The organism is Salipiger bermudensis (genome assembly GCF_020171625.1).
Classification (GTDB): Bacteria; Pseudomonadota; Alphaproteobacteria; order Rhodobacterales; family Rhodobacteraceae; genus Salipiger; species Salipiger bermudensis_B.
Genome location: NZ_JAIUZY010000005.1, coordinates 273204 through 290908, shown reverse-complemented (window position 1 = coordinate 290908; position 17705 = coordinate 273204). Strand labels below are relative to the sequence as shown.

Genomic DNA, 17705 nt, shown 5'->3' with positions numbered 1-17705 from the left:
CGGGCGGGATGCGTCAGCCATGGCCGCGAGTCAAGCCCTGCTCCGCCCAGCCCTCAGGGCGCGAAGAGTTCGACCGCCACGGCACAGCAGTAGATCACGATGAGAAGCACCGACTCGATGCCGATCCGCGCCGGCCCCTCGCGCTGACGCAGGATTAGCCCGCCAAGCAGGATGGCGGTCATCAGCATGCCCGTCGCCAGCCAGTAGAGATCGGTCTCGCCAACCGCCTGAAAGATCGAGCCTTCGCGATAGGCCACATCCGAGAACACCAGAAACAGCGTGTCGAAGGTGTTGCCGCCGATGATCCCGCCCACCGCAAGCTGCAAGGCGCCACGGCGCACCGCGACGAGGGTGGTGACCAGCTCGGGCAAAGAGGTGATGATCGCGGTGATCAGCGCCCCCACGAGGCTCGAGGACAGCTCGTAACGGGTGATGAAGACCCCCGCGACCTGGCTGATGACCCAGCCCGACAGGCCCATGATCGCGACCAGACCGACAAAGATCAGTGCCGGACGCAGGACCGGGGCATGGGGATCGTTGTCTTCGTCCGGTTCGTCGCGACGGGTGTCCGAGGTCTCGACCGGGCGCCACATCGGGCGCTCGCCGACGATCGAGGACAGGCGCACGCCCCAGAGATAGCCGAGGAACATCACCACCGAGACCGGCGAGACGCCGAAATAGGCGATGTCCGGCCCGGCCATGGCGGCGATCGGCATCGACAGCAAGATGAGCAGCATGACCGCCTGGAACAGGTTCGCGGGCTCTGCCGCGGCATGTTCGAGGTTCACGCGTTTGTAGAAGAGGTCCGCCAGCCCGAGGAACAGCGTCTGGGCCGCGATGCCGCCGACGGCGTTCGACACCGCGAAACTGGCGTCGCCGCCATAGGCCGCGGTGACAGACACCACCACGCCCGAGAGCGAGGTCGCGCCGCCAAGCAGGATGCCCCCGACCATGGCCTCACCGAGCTTGGTGCGGTCGGCGATCAGGTCGGCCAGCGCCGTGGCGCGGATGGAGGCGGCAACGACAATGGCTCCTGCCAAGGCGAAAATCCCCAGCAGGAGCGGAAGCGATAGGTCCTGCATCAGCAGGTCAGCTTCGGACTTTGCGCACGATCCAGATCAGCGCGCTGGCGCCGATGATGCCCACGATCAGCTGCGGCACCCAGGTGTTGGCAGCGTAGATGCCGAGCAGCGAGAGAACGAAGTTCAGCGCGACCGCGCCGATGATGCCGAGAATGATGTTCATCAGAATGCCGGTATCGGCCTTCATGATCATGCTGGCGATCCAGCCGGCCAGCCCGCCGACGATGATGGATGCAATCAGGCCAAGACCCATGAGAAATATCCCTGTCAGTTCCAGTTAACAGAAATGGAACATCCGGCAGGCCGGAAGGTTCCGCAGCGACGCGCCAAGGGCCGCTGTGCGGCTGAAAGCTCTGCAAAAATGCAACACGGCGGCCCCGAAGGACCGCCGTGTCAGGGCTCTGGAGCTTCGAGCGACGCGTTCAGTCGCGCAGCAGTTCGTTGATGCCGGTCTTGGAGCGGGTCTTTTCGTCGACGCGCTTGACGATCACCGCGCAATAGAGGTTCACGCCGTTCTTCGACGGCATGGTGCCGGCGACGACCACCGAGTAGGGCGGCACTTCGCCGTAGAACACTTCGCCGGTCTCGCGGTCGACGATCTTGGTCGACTGGCCGAGGAAGACGCCCATGCCGAGCACCGAGCCCTCGCGCACGATCACGCCCTCGACGACCTCGGAGCGCGCGCCGATGAAGCAGTTGTCCTCGATGATGGTCGGCCCGGCCTGCATGGGCTCGAGCACGCCACCGATGCCGACGCCGCCGGACAGGTGCACGCCCTTGCCGATCTGCGCGCAGGAGCCGACGGTGGCCCAGGTGTCGACCATGGTGCCCTCGTCGACATAGGCGCCGAGGTTCACGAAGGACGGCATCAGCACCACGCCCGGCGCGATATAGGCCGACTTGCGCACAACGCAGTTCGGCACCGCGCGGAAGCCCGCGGCCTTCCATTCACTGTCGCCCCAGCCCTTGAACTTGCTGTCGACCTTGTCCCACCAGCCGGCGCCCTGCGGGCCGCCGTCATGCATCTCCATGTCCTTGATGCGGAAGCCGAGCAGCACCGCCTTCTTGGCCCACTGGTTGACCTGCCAGTTGCCGTCCGCCTGCTTCTCGGCGACGCGCAGCCTGCCCGAATCGAGCGCGTCGAGCGTGTCCTCGATGGCCTCGCGGGTTTCGCCCCCGGTCGACGGGGTGATGGTGTCGCGCGCCTCCCAGGCGGCTTCGATGGCGGCTTCGAGCTGTGCGTTGGACATCTGCGTCTCCTCGTGCAATCCGGTTCCAAGCCCTATACCGGGCGGCCCGCCTTACGGCAACGCATCCCGAGGTCGCCCCCTGCAGGAAAGGACGAGACGCATGGCCAAGGCAATCCACAGCATGATCCGGGTGCTCGACGAAGCGCGCTCGCTGGCCTTCTACGAGACCGCCTTCGGCCTCACCGTGGCCGACCGGCTCGATTTCCCCGAATTCACGCTGGTTTATCTCTCGAACGCCGAAACCGGGTTCGAGCTTGAGCTCACGGTGAACAAGGACCGCACCGAGCCCTACGATCTCGGCGACGGCTACGGCCACCTCGCGATGTCGGTCGACGATCTCGAAGCCGAGCACGCGCGTTTCACCGCCGAGGGTCTCAATCCGCGCAAGCTGGTCGAGTTCGCCCCGGCGGGCGAGGTGGTGGCGAAGTTCTTCTTCGTGGCCGATCCCGACGGCTACCAAATCGAGGTGCTGGCCCGCGAAGGGCGCTTCGCCTGAGGCGGCCCGCAGAGCTGGGGCCTCGGTCGAGGCCCTTGAAAAAGAAAGACCCCGCGAGATCGCTCGCGGGGTCTTTGTGGTTAGAGACGCTCGGTGGCACGCCGCAAGCTCGGCCCGTTAGGTGACAGGGCCGGAGGTGGCCCGCGTCAGAGGTGCGCGCGGAACGCGGTCAGCACCTTCTCGTAGACCTCGCGCTTGAACGGCACGATCTGGCCCACGACCTCGTCCGCCGCCAGCCAGCGCCAGGTCGAGAACTCGGGATGCTCGGTGGCGATGTTCACCTGATCGTCGCTGCCGTGGAAGCGCAGCAGGAACCATTTCTGCTCCTGCCCGCGATAGCGCCCCTTCCAGATCCGCGGCACGATGTCATGCGGCAGATCGTAGGGCAGCCATGCCTCGGTTTCCGCCTCGACGCTCACCAGCTCGGGCGAGACGCCGGTCTCTTCCCAGAGCTCGCGCAGGGCCGCGTCGCGCGGCGCCTCGCCCTTGTCGACACCGCCCTGCGGCATCTGCCAGGCCGGGATCTCGCTGTCGATGCGCTGGCCGACGAAGACCTCGTTGTCGGCATTCACGAGCATGACGCCGACGCAGGGGCGGTAGGGCAGCTTGGCGATGTCTTCGGGAGTCATTTGGCGGCCTTGTGCAGAAAGAAGAAGGGCGGGGAAGTCCCCGCCCTTGTCCGTATCACTCGAGGTTCTCGGTTTCGAGCACCGTCAGCCCCTTGAGGATGTCGATCGCGTAGGCGAGCTGGTAATCCTCTTCGCGCAGGGCGGCGGCCTGCTCGGCCTGCTCGCGCTCTTCCTCGATCTGACGGATTTCCTCTTCGCTGAGGCTGTCGTTGTCGAGACGGCCCCGCAGGTCGGCCTCGGAGCGGCTGAACGGATTCACCGCCTCCTCCTCGTCCTCCTCGGGGCGCGGGCGCGGCTGCTCGACGACGATGTCGGGCGACACGCCAAGCGCCTGGATCGAGCGGCCCGACGGCGTGTAGTAGCGCGCTGTGGTCAGGCGCATGGCGCCATCGCCGCGCACCGGCATCACGGTCTGGACCGAGCCCTTGCCGAAGCTCTTGGTGCCCACCACCACCGCGCGGCGGTGATCCTGCAGCGCGCCGGCGACGATCTCGGAGGCCGAGGCGGACCCTCCGTTGATCAGCACGACCATCGGCTTGCCGCTGGCCAGATCGCCCTCGCTGGCGTTGTAGCGCTCTCCGTCCTGCGGGTCGCGGCCGCGGGTCGACACGATCTCGCCCTTGTGGAGGAAGGCGTCCGAGACCTTGATCGCCTGGGTCAGCAGGCCGCCGGGGTTGTTGCGCAGGTCGAGCACCACGCCGTTGACCTCGTCGAGGCCGCCGGCCTCTTCGATGCGCTCGGCAAGCCCCTCCTCGAGGTTCGGGAAGGTCTGGTCGTTGAAGGTGGTGACGCGCAGCACCACGGTGTCGCCCTCGAGACGGGTGCGCACGGCGGTGAGCGTGATGGTGTCGCGGGTGATGGTCACGTCGAAGGGCTCTTCCTCGCCCTCGCGCGCGACGGTGATCACGATGTCGGAGCCCACCGGGCCGCGCATCAGGTCGACCGCCTCGTCGAGGGTCATGCCCAGAACGCTTTCGCCATCGACATGGGTGATGAAGTCACCGGCCTCGATGCCGGCCTCGAAGGCGGGCGTGTCGTCGATCGGCGAGACCACCTTCACGAAGCCGTCTTCCTGCGTCACCTCGATGCCGAGACCGCCGAACTCGCCGCGGGTCTGCACCCGCATGTCCTCGGCATCGTCGGGGGGGAGGTAGCTCGAATGCGGGTCGAGCGAGGTCAGCATCCCGTTGATCGCAGCCTCGATCAGCTCGCCCTCGTCGACCTCTTCGACATACTGTGCGCGGATGCGCTCGAAGATGTCGCCGAACAGGTCGAGCTGTTCGTAGACGCTGCCGGACTTCTCGCTCTCCTGCGCCAGGAGCGGCCCGACAAACTGCGTTGTCGCGACGACGCCGGCGACCGTGCCACCGAGCGCGGCCATCAGAAACTTGTTCATGCCCATATCATCCCTTGTCGCTTGCGAACCACGTGAGCGGGTCCACGGGCCTGTCGCCCTGTCTGACCTCTATATAGAGCGTTTCCGTGCGTCCAGCGCCAGCCCCTTCAACAGATGGTGACGGATCGTCCGACTCCGCGGACCCGCCCATCAGGCCCACCGGGCTGCCGGCGGGCAGCACCTCGCCGGTCTGGCCGAAGACCACGTCGAGCCCGGCCAGAACGAAGAGCAGGTCGGGCTGCGGCTCGAGGATCGTCACCAGTCCATAGTCGAGCAGCGGACCGCTGTAGCGCACGGTGGCGGCGGTGGGCGTGGTGACGAGCGCCTCGGACAGGGTCGCGACCACGATGCCGGGGCGGGTTACGCCGGCGGCATCCGCCTCTCCGGCACGGCGCAGGATCTCGCCCTGCACCGGCATCTCGAGCGCGCCCTTGCGGTCGTCGATCGGCGGCAGCTGGCTCGCGCTTTCGTCCTCGGTGATCTGCGACAGCCCGCTGGCAAAGCCCTGCAGCGTCTCGGTCGAGGAGATCAGGATCGCGGTGCGGATCGGGTCCTCGGTGAAGCGCTTGGGCAGGTCGGTGCGGTCAGCCACCGCTTGGCTGAGCTCGGTGCGGGCCTCCTGCGCGCCGGTGAGGCCGCGCTGGAGCGTCTCGGAGGCGCGCTGCTGGAGCGAGCGCAGCGCGGTGACCTCCTCGAGATCGCCGCGCAGCGCCTCGGCCTGCGCGGTCAGCCCCGGCGTCACCGCTGCCAGCATCATGCCCGCGCGCGCCGCGCCCACGGGGCCGTCGGGGTGCAGCATGGCGCCCGGGGCGGCGCGTCCGCCCATGCTCGACAGCACGCCCAGAAGCTGGGCAATCTCGGCCTCCTGCCCCTGCAGGCGGCGGCTCAGCTCGGTCTCGCGGATCGCCGCCTCGCGCAGGCCGTCGCGCATCGCGGTGAGCCCGTCCTCGTAGGCCTTAACCGTGGCGGTGAGCGCCCGCACCCGGTCGCGCGCGCTTTCGGCCCGGTCGAGCTGCAGCGAGGCCTCTTCCAGCGCTCGCGCCGCCTCGCGCGCGGCGTCCCCCGGATCCTGCGCCAGGACCGGGGCGGCGAGCAGCGACAGGATCAGGGTGAGCCGCAGCATCAGTCGATCAGGCTCGACCCGGTCATCTCTTCGGGCTGGTCGAGCCCCATGAGCTGCAGCAGCGTCGGCGCCACGTCTGCCAGCCGGCCGTCATGCAGCGTTGCGCCCTCGGGGCCGCCGAACAGGATCACCGGCACCAGATTGGTGGTGTGGGCAGTGTGCGGGCCGTCGGTGGCCGCGTCCCACATGGTCTCGCAATTGCCGTGATCGGCGATCACGACCATCGCACCGCCCGCCTTTTCAAGCGCCGCGACGACCTTCCCGAGGCCGTCATCGACCGCCTCGCAGGCCTTGATCGCGGCCTCGAGATCGCCGGTATGACCGACCATGTCGGGATTGGCGAAGTTGGTGACAATCAAGTCGTAGCCGGCCTCGATGGCCTCGACGAACTTCTCGGCCACCTCGGGCTCGGACATCTCGGGCTGCAGGTCGTAGGTCGCCACCTTGGGCGATTTCGGCATGAACCGGTCCTCACCCTCCTCCGGGGTCTCCTTGCCGCCGTTGAGGAAGAAGGTGACATGCGGGTATTTCTCGGTTTCGGCGAGGCGGAACTGCCGCCGTCCGTGCTTGGCCACCCACTCGCCCAGCGTGTTGACGATCTCGCGCTTGGGATAGGCGGTGGCCATGTAGGCGTTGTGATCGTCGGAATACTCGACCATGCCCAGCAGCGCCGAGAGCTCGGGCTTCTCGCGCTCGAACCCGTCGAATCCCGGCTCGCCGATGGCGCGCAGGATCTCGCGGGCGCGGTCGGCGCGGAAGTTCATGCAGAAAAAGCCATCGCCCGCGGCCAGCCCCGCGTAGCCGTCGATCACCGTGGCGGGGATGAACTCGTCGGTCTTGCCGTTGGCGTAGCTCTGGCTGACCGCCGTGACCGGGTCCGGCGCGGTCTCGCCCTTGGCGAGGATCATCGCGTCATAGGCCTGTGCGACCCGCTCCCAGCGATTGTCGCGGTCCATGGCGTAGTAGCGCCCGATGACGGTGCCGATCGAGGCGCCGTCCGGCAGGCTGTCGGACAGGTCCTTCACGAAGGCCTCGCCGGATTTCGGTGCCACGTCGCGACCGTCGGTGATGGCGTGGACGATGACGTTGCAGCCAAGATCAGTGAGCATCTCCACGCCGGCCTTGAGGTGCTCGATATGGCCATGCACGCCGCCATCCGAGACCACGCCCATGACATGGGCCGTGCCGCCCGCGTCGAGGACCTTGGCGGCGAAGCTCTTGATCGCGTCGTTGTCGAAGAAGGAGCCGTCCTCGATGGCGAGGTCGATCTGGCCGAGATCCATCGCCACGACCCGGCCCGCGCCGATATTGGTGTGGCCCACTTCCGAGTTGCCCATCTGCCCCGACGGCAGCCCCACATCCGGCCCGAAGGTCACCAGCGTGGCGTGCGGGCAGCTGGCATAGAGCTTGTCCATGGTGGGCGTGCGGGCGAGCTTCGGCGCGTTGAACGCCTCCTCCTCGCGCAGGCCCCAGCCGTCGAGAATGGTCAGGACAACGGGTTTCGGCGTGGTCATGTGGGAGGCCCTCCTGATGCGGTCAGGGCAGGCTTAGCAGGGTTGAGGAGGGATGTGGAGAGCGCGCGGAATCGCGCGGTCGGGATGGTCTTTCCGGCGCTGACGTTTATCCAAGGGCGGGTCGGCAGAGCAAGCCGGGCAAGCGCCGGACCGTGGGCTGGCGCTCGTCCCGCCGAACCTCTCGATTTATCCCGGCCAGATCCGAAGGACCTCGACATGCGGCGCTGACGTCACCAAAGCGCCAGACCGCCGGGACGGTCCGGCGCTGGCGCGGCGCCCTTCGGGCTTGATTCCGCGCTGGGGCGTGGTTGGGCGCTCGTCCCGTAAAACCTCTCGATGTATCCCGGCCAGATCCGAAGGACCTCGACACGCCGCGCTGACGTCACCAAAGCGTCAGCCAGCGCAGTCATGGGTTCGCACCTCGCGCTCACGCACTGACCTTGAGGCCCGCTCAACAGAGCAAGCCGCGCAAGCGCCGGACCGTGGGCTGGCGCTCATCCCGTCGAACCTCTCGATTTATCCCGGCCAAGTCCAAAAGACCTCGACACGCGGCGCTGACGTCACCAAAACGCCAAACCGCAGGGACGGTCCGGCGCTTGCGCGGCGCCCTTCGGGCTTGATTCCGCGCCGGGGCGTTGTTCAGACGCAGATAAGGCGGGACGTTTCCGCCCCGCCTTATCTGAATGTCTTTTGTAGATGCCCTCGAGCGCCTTGCTCGAAGCCTTCTGGACCAGAAAGCGCGCCGTCTTGGTGTCGCGCTTCATCCAGTTTGCATTCAGAGCCTCACCCCTGCAGCGACTTCACCACGATCTCCCCCTCCTCGCGGGCCTTCATCGCCATCACCGCGGCGTGGGCGCCGGCGGCGGTGGTGAAGTAGGGGATCTTGTCGTAGAGCGCGACCGAGCGGATCTCGCGGCTGTCCTCGACCGCGGCGGTGCCCTCGGTGGTGTTCAACACCAGCTGGATGCCACCGTCCTTCATCAGGTCGACCACGTTCGGACGGCCCTCGTAGACCTTCTTGACGCGCTCGCAGGTGATGCCCGCCGCCTCGAGGAAGGTCGCCGTGCCACCGGTGGCGATCAGGGTGAAGCCCATCTCGACCAGAACGCGGGCGGCCTCGAGCATCTGCTCGGTCTTGTCCGCGTCCTTGATCGACACGAACACCGCGCCCTCGGTCGGGAGATGGATGCCGGCGCCCATCTGCGCCTTGAGGAAGGCGCGCGGGAAGGAGCGGTCCCAGCCCATGACCTCGCCGGTCGAGCGCATCTCGGGTCCGAGGATGGTGTCGACGCCGGGGAAGCGGGCGAAGGGCAGCACCGCCTCCTTCACCGAGAACCACGGCATGTTCGGGTCTGCCAGGGTCATCTGGTCGGCGATCGGCACGTCGCTGTTATAGTCGGTGTCGGCGGCGTAGCCCTCGCGCATCGGGAAGGCCGAGAGCTTCTCGCCGGCCATGATGCGTGCGGCGATCGAGGCGATGGCAGAGTCGGTGGCCTTGGCGACGAAGGGCACGGTGCGCGAGGCGCGCGGGTTGACCTCGATGAGGTAGATCTCGTCATCCTTGACAGCGAACTGCACGTTCATCAGGCCGACCACGTTGAGCGCCTTGGCCAGCGCCTCGGTCTGCACCTTGACCCGGGCGATCACGTCGTCCGAGAGCGAATAGGGCGGCAGCGAGCAGGCGCTGTCGCCCGAGTGCACGCCGGCTTCCTCGATGTGCTGCATGATGCCCGCCACGTGCACCGCCTCGCCGTCGCAGAGCGCGTCCACGTCAAGCTCGACCGCACCGTCGAGATAGCTGTCGAGCAGCACCGGGCTGTCGCCCGAGACCACCACCGCCTCTTTGATGTAGCGCTCGAGATGGGCCATGTCGCGGACGATCTCCATCGCCCGGCCGCCCAGCACGTAGGACGGGCGGATCACCAGCGGGAAGCCGATGCTGTCGGCGATGGCCAGCGCCTGCGCGTCGGTCGAGGCGATGCCGTTCCGCGGCTGCTTGAGCTCGAGCTGGTTCACCAGCGCCTGGAAGCGCTCGCGGTCCTCGGCGAGGTCGATGGCGTCCGGCGTGGTGCCGAGGATCGGGATGCCCTCGGCCTCGAGCGCGTTGGCCAGTTTCAGCGGCGTCTGCCCGCCGAATTGCACGATCACGCCGTGCAGGGTGCCGTTCGAGCGCTCGACCCGCAGGATCTCCATCACGTGCTCGAAGGTGAGCGGTTCGAAATACAGCCGGTCCGAGGTGTCGTAGTCGGTCGACACGGTCTCGGGGTTGCAGTTGATCATGATGGTCTCGTAGCCCGCGGCGGTGAGCGCGAAGCAGGCGTGGCAGCAGCAGTAATCGAACTCGATGCCCTGGCCGATCCGGTTCGGACCACCGCCGAGGATGACGACCTTCTTCTTGTCGGAGGGCCGCGCCTCGCATTCCACCTCGCCCATCATCGGCTCTTCGTAGGTAGAGTACATGTAGGGCGTCTGGGCCTCGAACTCGGCGGCGCAGGTGTCGATGCGCTTGAACACGGCGGTGACGCCAAGCGCGGTGCGGCGGCCGCGCACGTCCTTCTCGGAGAAGCCGGTGAGCTTGGCGAGCCGGGCATCGGTGAAGCCCATCATCTTGAGCTGGCGCATCCCCTCTTCGGTCTGCGGCAGACCGTTGGCGCGCACCTCTTCCTCGGCCTCGACGATCTCGCGGATGCGGTCGAGGAACCACGGGTCGAACATGGTGACGCCGTGGATCTCGTCGTTCGAGAGCCCGTGACGCATGGCCTGCGCGATGGTGCGGAGCCGGTCCGGGGTCTGCTGGCTGATCGCCTTGATGACGGCGGACTTCTCCGGCGCGCCCTCGATCTCGATCTCGTCAAAGCCGGTGAGGCCGGATTCCATCGACGCCAGCGCCTTCTGCATCGACTCGTGGATCGTGCGGCCGATCGACATCGCCTCGCCCACCGACTTCATCGCGGTGGTGAGGTAGGGCTCCGAGCCCGCGAACTTCTCGAAGGCGAATTTCGGGATCTTGGTGACGACGTAGTCGATGGTCGGCTCGAAGCTCGCCGGGGTGACCTTGGTGATGTCGTTGTCGAGCTCGTCGAGCGTGTAGCCCACGGCGAGCTTGGCGGCGATCTTGGCGATCGGGAAGCCGGTGGCCTTGGAGGCCAGCGCCGAAGAGCGCGACACCCGCGGGTTCATCTCGATCACCACCATGCGGCCGTTCTCGGGGTTCACCGCCCACTGCACGTTCGAGCCGCCGGTCTCGACGCCGATCTCGCGCAGCACGGCGATCGAGCCGTTGCGCATGATCTGGTATTCCTTGTCGGTCAGGGTCAGCGCCGGGGCCACGGTGATCGAGTCACCGGTATGCACGCCCATCGGGTCGACGTTCTCGATGGCGCAGACGATGATCGCGTTGTCCGCCTTGTCGCGGACCACCTCCATCTCGAATTCCTTCCAGCCGAGCAGCGACTCGTCGACGAGGATCTGGTTGACCGGCGAGGCATCCATGCCCGAGCGGCAGTAGTGGATATAGTCCTCGCGGTTGTAGGCCACGCCGCCGCCGGTGCCGCCGAGGGTGAAGGCGGGGCGGATGATCGCCGGCAGGCCGACGGTCTCGAGCGCCTCGAGCGCGATCGCGACGCCGGCATCGAGATCGGCCTTGCCGTTGGGCTTGGTGGGGGCGGTGACGATGGTGGCGGCCGGGTTCTCGAGGCCGATGCGATCCATCGCCTCGCGGAACAGCGCCCGGTCCTCGGCCATCTCGATGGCCTCGCGCTTGGCGCCGATCATCTCCACGCCGAACTTCTCGAGCACGCCCATTTCCTCGAGCTTGAGCGAGGTGTTGAGACCGGTCTGCCCGCCCATCGTCGGCAGCAGCGCGTCGGGGCGCTCCTTCTCGATGATCTTGGCGACGATCTCGGGGGTGATCGGCTCGATATAGGTGGCGTCGGCGAGCTCGGGGTCGGTCATGATCGTGGCCGGGTTCGAGTTCACCAGAATGACCCGGTAGCCTTCCTCGCGCAGGGCTTTGCAGGCCTGTGCGCCGGAATAGTCGAACTCGCAGGCCTGGCCGATGATGATGGGCCCTGCGCCGATGATCATGATGGATTTGATATCGGTTCTCTTGGGCATGTCTCGACCTCTGACTTGGGGCGTGTTCCGGGCATTTCATGCAGGCGTGCGACGACGTGCGGAGGAGTCGCAGCTGCCCGCAAATTGTCGTGCGTTATAGACATCGGAAGGCGCGCTGCAACCCCATACCGACCGCGCCGAGACGGCTTCGGGCGAAGAATTCTCGGACGAAAATTCCTGCTGCCTGACGTCGGGGCCGGCACGCCCGGTGTTATTGGGCGGCGTGCATCATCCGGTCCCTGCCTTCGTGCTGATAGAGGTAGTCCCGGGTCACCGGCACCGCGTATTGCCGATGCGCGAGCTGGAAGTGGAAGACGCCCTGATACATCTCCTCGAAAGTCGCTTCACAAGCAACGAGATAGAAGCGCCACATGCGCACGAAGGTCTCGTCGTACATCTCGCGCACCTTGGGCAGCGCCGCCTCGAACCGCTCTCGCCAATGGTGCAGCGTCGGGCCGTAATGGCCGCGCAGCACCTCGACATCGGTGGCCCAGAGCGCGGTCTTCTCGACCGAGGCCGAGACCTCGGAGAGCGAGGGGACATAGCCGCCCGGGAAGATGTACTTGTCGAGCCACTTCGAGGTGGGCTGCGGCTCCGACAGATGGCCGATGGTGTGAATCAGCGCGATTCCATCCTCGGCGAGCAAGGTGTCGACCTTCTCGAAATAGGCATCGAGATGCGGGAAGCCGACATGCTCGAGCATCCCCACGCTGACGATCCGGTCGAAGGTTTCATCAACCTTTCGATAATCGAGCAGCCGGAACTCGACCCGGTCCGAAAGCCCCGCCTCCTCGGCCCTGGCCCGCGCCGTGGCAAGCTGGTTCTCCGACAGCGTCACCCCGACCACCCGGGCGCCGTAATCGCGCGCCAGCGTCAGCGCCATGCCGCCCCAGCCGCAGCCGATATCGAGCACCCGCATCCCCGGCGAGATCCGCAGTTTGCGCGCGATGAGGTCCTTCTTCGCCACCTGCGCCTGCTCGAGCGTCATGTCCGGGCGGGCGAAATAGGCGCAGCTGTACTGCATGTCCTCGTCTAGGAAGAGGCGGTAAAGCTCGTCGGAGATATCGTAGTGATGCTGCACGTTCTTCTGCGACCGCAGCGGATTGTTGCGCTGTTCGATGCCGCGGGTCCAGCCACGCAGCGCCTGCACCATGTCGAACCACTTTGGCATCTTGCCCGATTGCTGGTTGCGGATCAGCAGCGCCATGAAGGGATAAATCTGTTCCGGTGCCACCTCGATGCGGCCATCCATGTAGCCCTCCCCGAGCGCCAGCACCGGGCGCTGGCTCAGCTCACGCACGATGCTTTCATCGGTGAGCCGCACCTCGGCCTCGAGATCGCCGCCCGGCCCGTAGCCGGTCCTGCTTCCATCGGGCCACGTGACGCCGAGACGGCCTGTCACAACGAGTTTCGCCAACATCTTGTCGAGGACGGTTTTCCACATGCCGGACCCCCTGTTTTCGCAATGAATTCAGCCAAGACCCCCGCGCGCATATGCGGCGCGGGGATTAACTAAGGTTAACGCATGCAGCCTTTTCGGCAAGATACCGGCCCCAGTCGCTTGACTTCCGGCCCTTCGCGCGGTGTATCGGCGCCTAACTTTCCAGCAGCTTCCAAAGGGCTCCCGATATGCACGCCTACCGCACGCACACCTGCGCCGCGCTGACCAAGGAGAACGTCGGCGAGACCGTCCGTCTCTCGGGATGGGTCCACCGCATCCGCGATCACGGCGGCATCCTGTTCATCGACCTGCGCGACCATTACGGCATGACGCAGGTTCTCTGCGATCCCGACAGCCCGGCCTTCGCCGAGGTCGAGAAGGTGCGCGCGGAGTGGTGCATCCGCATCGACGGCGTGGTGAAGGCGCGCGACGCCGATCTGGTCAACCCGAAGCTGCCCACCGGCGAAATCGAGGTCTTCGTGCGCGACATCGAGGTGCTCGGCACCGCGAAGGAACTGCCGCTGATGGTCTTCGGCGAGCAGGAATACCCCGAGGAAACCCGCCTGCGCTATCGCTACCTCGACCTGCGCCGCGAAGAGATGCAGCGCGCCATGACGCTGCGCTCGGACGTGGTCTCGTCGATGCGCCGCCGCATGTGGGACAAGGGCTTCCGCGAGTACCAGACCCCGATCATCACCGCCTCCTCGCCCGAGGGCGCACGCGACTTCCTCGTGCCCTCGCGTCTGCACCCGGGCAAGTTCTACGCGCTGCCGCAGGCGCCGCAGCTGTTCAAGCAGCTCATCATGGTGTCGGGCTTCGACAAGTATTTCCAGATCGCGCCCTGCTTCCGCGACGAGGACCCGCGCGCCGACCGCTCGCCCACCGACTTCTACCAGCTCGACATGGAGATGAGCTTCGTGTCGCAGCAGGACGTGTTCGACACGATCTCGCCGGTGATCGCGGGCATCTTCGAGGAGTTCGGCGAAGGCGCGACGGTCGACGACCCGGCAAGCTGGCCGCAGATCCCCTATAACGAGGCGGCGCTGAAATACGGCACCGACAAGCCGGACCTGCGCAACCCGATCGAGATGCAGGACGTCTCCGAGCATTTCCGCGGCTCGGGCTTCGCGATCTTCGCCAAGCTGCTCGAGCAGGACGGCACCGAGATCCGCGCCATCCCCGCCCCCACCGGCGGCTCGCGCAAGTTCTGCGACCGGATGAACGCCTTCGCCCAGAAAGAGGGTCTGCCCGGCATGGGCTACATCTTCTGGCGCGATCAGGGCGACGGCATCGAGGCCGCCGGCCCGCTGGCCAAGAACATCGGCCCCGAGCGCACCGAGGCGATCCGCCAGCAGCTGGGCCTTGGCGTCGGCGACGCGGCGTTCTTCCTCGGCGGCAAGCCCTCGGGCTTCCAGCGCGTGGCCGGCAAGGCCCGCGACGTGATCGGCGAAGAGCTGAACCTCACCGACAAGAACCGCTTCGCCTTCGCGTGGATCGTCGACTTCCCGATCTACGAGAAGGACGAGGAAACCGGCGCGATAGATTTCGAGCACAACCCGTTCTCGATGCCGCAGGGTGGGGCCGAGGCGCTCGAGGGCGATCCGCTGGCGGTCAAGGGCTTCCAGTACGACCTCGCCTGCAACGGCTACGAGCTGGTCTCGGGCGCGATCCGGAACCACAAGCCCGAGGTCATGCTGAAGGCCTTCGAAATCGCCGGCTACGGCGAGGACGAGGTCAAGAAGCGCTTCGCCGGCCTCTACACGGCGTTCCAGTACGGCGCTCCGCCGCACGGTGGCTGCGCGGCCGGCATCGACCGTATCGTGATGCTGCTGGCCGGGACCTCGAACATCCGCGAGGTCATCATGTTCCCGATGAACCAGCGCGCCGAGGACCTGATGATGCAGGCCCCTTCCAAGCCCAGCTCGGATCAGCTCATGGAGCTGTCGCTGCGGGTGATCCCGCAGGAGTGAGGCCGCACGCTTCGACCTGACGAAAGGGCGCCTTCGGGCGCCCTTTTTCGTGCCCGCGCCAGAGCCCCCCGGAGCTCGCAGAATTCTGCTTGCCAAACGCCGGGCCGGGCACCATCTTGCCCCACGGGCAGGCGATGGCGTCGCCGGTGCCGCCGAGGCACGCCCTTATCCTCACCCGTCCTGCACGCCGGGACCTTGCTTTGCCACCGCGGCAGGGTCGGGTCCGACCCTCCGCGACTTCAAAGGAGGGCCTCACATGGACCGCCCCGCATTCTACCGTTTCCATCAGGGCGACCGCGTCCTGCCATTCGCGTCCGAGGAGTATGACGCGCGCCTCAGGGGGCTGCGCGCCAGCATGGTGGCCGCCGGCGTCACCGCCTGCGTCTTCACCTCGATGCACAACATCGCCTACTACTCGGGCTTTCTCTATTGCAGCTTCGGCCGCCCCTACGCGCTGGTGGTGACCGGGACCGAGAGCGTCACGATCAGCGCCGGCATCGACGCCGCGCAGCCGTGGCGGCGCTGCCATGGCGACAACATCACCTACACCGACTGGGCGCGGGACAACTACTGGCGCGCGATCCGCTCGGTGACCGGGGAAGGCGCCGCCATCGGCTACGAGGGCGATCATCTGACGCTGGTGCAGCGCGACCTGCTGGACGCGTTTCTCAAGCCCTCCGCGTTGCACGATATCGCGCCCGCGACGATGCGCCAGCGGTTGCACAAATCCCCCGCCGAGATCGCCCTGATCCGGCAGGGCGCGCAGGTGGCCGATGTCGGCGGCTACGCCATCCGCGACGCGATCCGCGAGGGCGCGCGCGAGATCGACGTGGCGATGGCCGGGCGCGACGCGATGGAGCTCGAAATCGCCAGCCGCTTCCCCGACGCCGAGTACCGCGACACCTGGGTCTGGTTCCAGTCGGGCATCAACACCGACGGCGCGCACAACCCGGTGACCTCGCGGGTGCTGAGGCGCGGCGATATCCTGTCGCTCAACACCTTCCCGATGATCTCGGGCTACTACACGGCGCTGGAGCGGACGATGTTTCTGGGCGAGGTGGACGACGCCTCGCGCGAGATCTGGGAGGCCAACGTGGCGGCGCACGAATACGGCATGTCGCTGCTGAAGCCGGGGGCAAACTGCGCCGAGATCACCGAGGCGATCAACGCCTTCTTCGCGGAGCGCGACCTGCTGCAATACCGCAGCTTCGGCTATGGCCACTCGTTCGGGCTGCTGTCGCATTACTACGGCCGCGAGGCTGGCCTCGAGCTGCGCGAGGACATCGACACGGTGCTCGAGCCGGGCATGGTGATCTCGATGGAGCCGATGCTGACCATTCCCGAAGGCCGCCCCGGCGCCGGCGGCTACCGCGAGCACGATATCCTCGTGATCACCGAGGACGGCAACGACAACATCACCGGCTACCCCTACGGGCCGGCGTTCAACGTGGTCGGCTGAGGCCGCATCGGGGGCGCTGCCCCCCGCCGCGCGGGCGCGCGGCGTCCCCCGGGATATTTTCGGCCAGAAGAAACCCCGGGGGACTGCGCCCCTGGCTTCTCTTCGTCAAAAATACTCCCGCCGGAGGCAGGCCGGCCCCTGCGACCGGGCACGCCGCCCGGGTATCGCGAACGCCGGGGGCCGGGCGCCTTCGGACACCGCCGATCCGATGCGGCGGCGCTTGATCTTCGCGCGCCCGACGGGTCAGGTGGGGCGGGCCGCGCCCCACCTGATGGAGGATCCTGCCATGCTGGCACTGCTGAGACTGCTGGCGATCGGCGCCGTCGTGCTGACGCCGATCTATGCCGCGCTGTCGATCTGGTCGCGCCGGGTGCGGCGGCGGAGGCTCGAGGCCGCATGGGACGCGGCGCAGGGTCCGGGCGGGCGCGACGCCTACGTGGCGGAGGGACTGGCGGAGTACGACCGTTCCCTGCGACGCAAGCTGATCCTGGGGGTGTATGTCCTCCCGCTTTGCCTTATTGGACTGATCGTCTATCTGACCAATTTCCACTAGGAGGTCGTCATGCGCTACGTGAAATGGTCCATCATCGTGCTGTTCTGGGCGCTGGTTGCGGCCTTCCTGCACTACACCCTGCCGCAGCACGACATCGCGCGGATCAGCGACACCTACGAAAAGCGCATCGATCCGGGCGAGAACAGTCTGTTCTGGGCGAACGCGGCCACCGGCGAGAGCCTCAACGTCACCGGGCGCGACGTGTTCTTCATCCAGACCCGGCTGAACGATGATGACGTGATGGTCTATCGCAACGAGGATACCGGCTGGGGCTGGCCGCCCTATTTCAAGTTCGACACCGCGAACCTGCAGGCCGAGGCCGCCGATCTGCGCTCGACCTCCGCCGCGCCGCAATGGGTGGTGATCCGCCACTACGGCTGGCGCAACGAGTTCCTCTCGATCTACCCCAACGTCGTGAGCCTGCGCCCGGTGGACGGCCCGGACGTGCGCATCATCCCGTGGCTCAATATCGTCCTCCTGACCGTGCTCGCCGCCGTGGTCTGGGCCATCTACGTGCGCTGGCGGCGTTTCCGGCAGGCGCGCATCGACCCGATGTTCGATGACATGGGTGACAATCTCGACCAGGCGGGTGGTCGTGTCAGGGGCTGGTTCCGCCGCAAGCGCTGAGCCCGGCCACGCGCCACGTCTTCGCACCGAGGTGCTCGCCCCACCGGTG

The 17705-nt window shown here is 66.9% G+C and carries 14 protein-coding genes; 5 read left to right on the top strand and 9 right to left on the bottom strand.

The genetic code is table 11. The features are described from left to right. Nucleotides 1-53: 53 nt before the first annotated feature. The 3 genes from LCM15_RS10820 to dapD form a co-directional block, all read right to left on the bottom strand. Nucleotides 54-1085 carry a sodium:calcium antiporter gene (locus LCM15_RS10820; protein WP_224856672.1) on the bottom strand — a complete coding sequence of 344 codons (1032 nt, stop codon included), beginning with the start codon at nt 1083-1085 and terminating at the stop codon, nt 54-56. A 4-nt stretch (nt 1086-1089) separates the two neighbouring features. Further along, a complete protein-coding gene (locus LCM15_RS10815; protein WP_224856245.1) occupies nt 1090-1335 on the bottom strand; it encodes a GlsB/YeaQ/YmgE family stress response membrane protein in 246 nt (81 codons plus the stop codon). 169 nt (nt 1336-1504) lie between these two features. Further along, a complete protein-coding gene (dapD, locus tag LCM15_RS10810) occupies nt 1505-2332 on the bottom strand; it encodes a 2,3,4,5-tetrahydropyridine-2,6-dicarboxylate N-succinyltransferase (protein WP_224856243.1) in 828 nt (275 codons plus the stop codon). A 100-nt stretch (nt 2333-2432) separates the two neighbouring features. Between dapD and LCM15_RS10805 the strand changes: the two genes are divergently transcribed. Then, nucleotides 2433-2828, top strand: a complete 396-nt coding sequence (locus LCM15_RS10805) for a VOC family protein (RefSeq protein WP_224856242.1) — start codon at nt 2433-2435, stop codon at nt 2826-2828. Nucleotides 2829-2974: 146 nt separating this feature from the next. Here LCM15_RS10805 and LCM15_RS10800 read toward each other — a convergent pair whose 3' ends face one another. The 6 genes from LCM15_RS10800 to LCM15_RS10775 all read right to left on the bottom strand — a co-directional run bounded on the left by LCM15_RS10800 (nt 2975) and on the right by LCM15_RS10775 (nt 13050). Further along, nucleotides 2975-3457 (bottom strand): RNA pyrophosphohydrolase, encoded by a 483-nt coding sequence (locus LCM15_RS10800; protein WP_224856240.1) that lies wholly within the window; start codon nt 3455-3457, stop codon nt 2975-2977. A 55-nt stretch (nt 3458-3512) separates the two neighbouring features. Further along, complete coding sequence (locus LCM15_RS10795; protein ID WP_224856238.1) at nt 3513-4853, bottom strand: S41 family peptidase; 1341 nt, start codon at nt 4851-4853, stop codon at nt 3513-3515. Between the two features lie 7 nt (nt 4854-4860). Continuing rightward, on the bottom strand, nt 4861-5976 hold the full coding sequence (locus tag LCM15_RS10790; RefSeq protein WP_224856236.1) for a murein hydrolase activator EnvC family protein: 1116 nt from the start codon (nt 5974-5976) through the stop codon (nt 4861-4863). Beyond that, nucleotides 5976-7490: a 2,3-bisphosphoglycerate-independent phosphoglycerate mutase gene (gene gpmI / locus LCM15_RS10785; RefSeq protein ID WP_224856233.1), complete on the bottom strand. Its 1515-nt coding sequence runs from the start codon at nt 7488-7490 to the stop codon at nt 5976-5978. The genes LCM15_RS10790 and gpmI overlap by 1 nt, the downstream gene beginning before the upstream one ends. Before the next feature lie 783 nt (nt 7491-8273). Beyond that, the gene (gene carB, locus LCM15_RS10780) at nt 8274-11606 is read right to left on the bottom strand and encodes a carbamoyl-phosphate synthase large subunit (RefSeq protein WP_224856231.1); all 3333 of its coding nucleotides are present in this window, start codon (nt 11604-11606) and stop codon (nt 8274-8276) included. A gap of 211 nt (nt 11607-11817) precedes the next feature. Further along, a complete protein-coding gene (locus LCM15_RS10775; protein ID WP_224856229.1) occupies nt 11818-13050 on the bottom strand; it encodes an SAM-dependent methyltransferase in 1233 nt (410 codons plus the stop codon). Between the two features lie 185 nt (nt 13051-13235). Between LCM15_RS10775 and aspS the strand changes: the two genes are divergently transcribed. The 4 genes from aspS to LCM15_RS10755 all read left to right on the top strand — a co-directional run bounded on the left by aspS (nt 13236) and on the right by LCM15_RS10755 (nt 17656). Beyond that, entirely contained in the window at nt 13236-15017 is a 1782-nt protein-coding gene (gene aspS / locus LCM15_RS10770; protein ID WP_224856227.1) for an aspartate--tRNA ligase, read from the top strand. A 256-nt stretch (nt 15018-15273) separates the two neighbouring features. Next, nucleotides 15274-16476 carry a M24 family metallopeptidase gene (locus LCM15_RS10765; RefSeq protein ID WP_224856225.1) on the top strand — a complete coding sequence of 401 codons (1203 nt, stop codon included), beginning with the start codon at nt 15274-15276 and terminating at the stop codon, nt 16474-16476. 286 nt (nt 16477-16762) lie between these two features. Then, a complete protein-coding gene (locus LCM15_RS10760) occupies nt 16763-17029 on the top strand; it encodes a hypothetical protein (RefSeq protein WP_224856223.1) in 267 nt (88 codons plus the stop codon). A 9-nt stretch (nt 17030-17038) separates the two neighbouring features. Further along, a complete protein-coding gene (locus LCM15_RS10755; protein ID WP_224856221.1) occupies nt 17039-17656 on the top strand; it encodes a DUF1523 family protein in 618 nt (205 codons plus the stop codon). Nucleotides 17657-17705: the final 49 nt, after the last annotated feature.

Bases quoted from the DNA above. Each gene is read 5' to 3' on its own strand.
- LCM15_RS10815 (WP_224856245.1), bottom strand. From the start codon at position 1,335: ATGGGTCTTGGCCTGATTGCATCCATCATCGTCGGCGGGCTGGCCGGC.
- dapD (WP_224856243.1), bottom strand. From the start codon at position 2,332: ATGTCCAACGCACAGCTCGAAGCCGCCATCGAAGCCGCCTGGGAGGCG.
- LCM15_RS10805 (WP_224856242.1), top strand. From the start codon at position 2,433: ATGGCCAAGGCAATCCACAGCATGATCCGGGTGCTCGACGAAGCGCGC.
- LCM15_RS10800 (WP_224856240.1), bottom strand. From the start codon at position 3,457: ATGACTCCCGAAGACATCGCCAAGCTGCCCTACCGCCCCTGCGTCGGC.
- LCM15_RS10795 (WP_224856238.1), bottom strand. From the start codon at position 4,853: ATGAACAAGTTTCTGATGGCCGCGCTCGGTGGCACGGTCGCCGGCGTC.
- LCM15_RS10790 (WP_224856236.1), bottom strand. From the start codon at position 5,976: ATGCTGCGGCTCACCCTGATCCTGTCGCTGCTCGCCGCCCCGGTCCTG.
- gpmI (WP_224856233.1), bottom strand. From the start codon at position 7,490: ATGACCACGCCGAAACCCGTTGTCCTGACCATTCTCGACGGCTGGGGC.
- carB (WP_224856231.1), bottom strand. From the start codon at position 11,606: ATGCCCAAGAGAACCGATATCAAATCCATCATGATCATCGGCGCAGGG.
- LCM15_RS10775 (WP_224856229.1), bottom strand. From the start codon at position 13,050: ATGTGGAAAACCGTCCTCGACAAGATGTTGGCGAAACTCGTTGTGACA.
- aspS (WP_224856227.1), top strand. From the start codon at position 13,236: ATGCACGCCTACCGCACGCACACCTGCGCCGCGCTGACCAAGGAGAAC.
- LCM15_RS10765 (WP_224856225.1), top strand. From the start codon at position 15,274: ATGGACCGCCCCGCATTCTACCGTTTCCATCAGGGCGACCGCGTCCTG.
- LCM15_RS10760 (WP_224856223.1), top strand. From the start codon at position 16,763: ATGCTGGCACTGCTGAGACTGCTGGCGATCGGCGCCGTCGTGCTGACG.
- LCM15_RS10755 (WP_224856221.1), top strand. From the start codon at position 17,039: ATGCGCTACGTGAAATGGTCCATCATCGTGCTGTTCTGGGCGCTGGTT.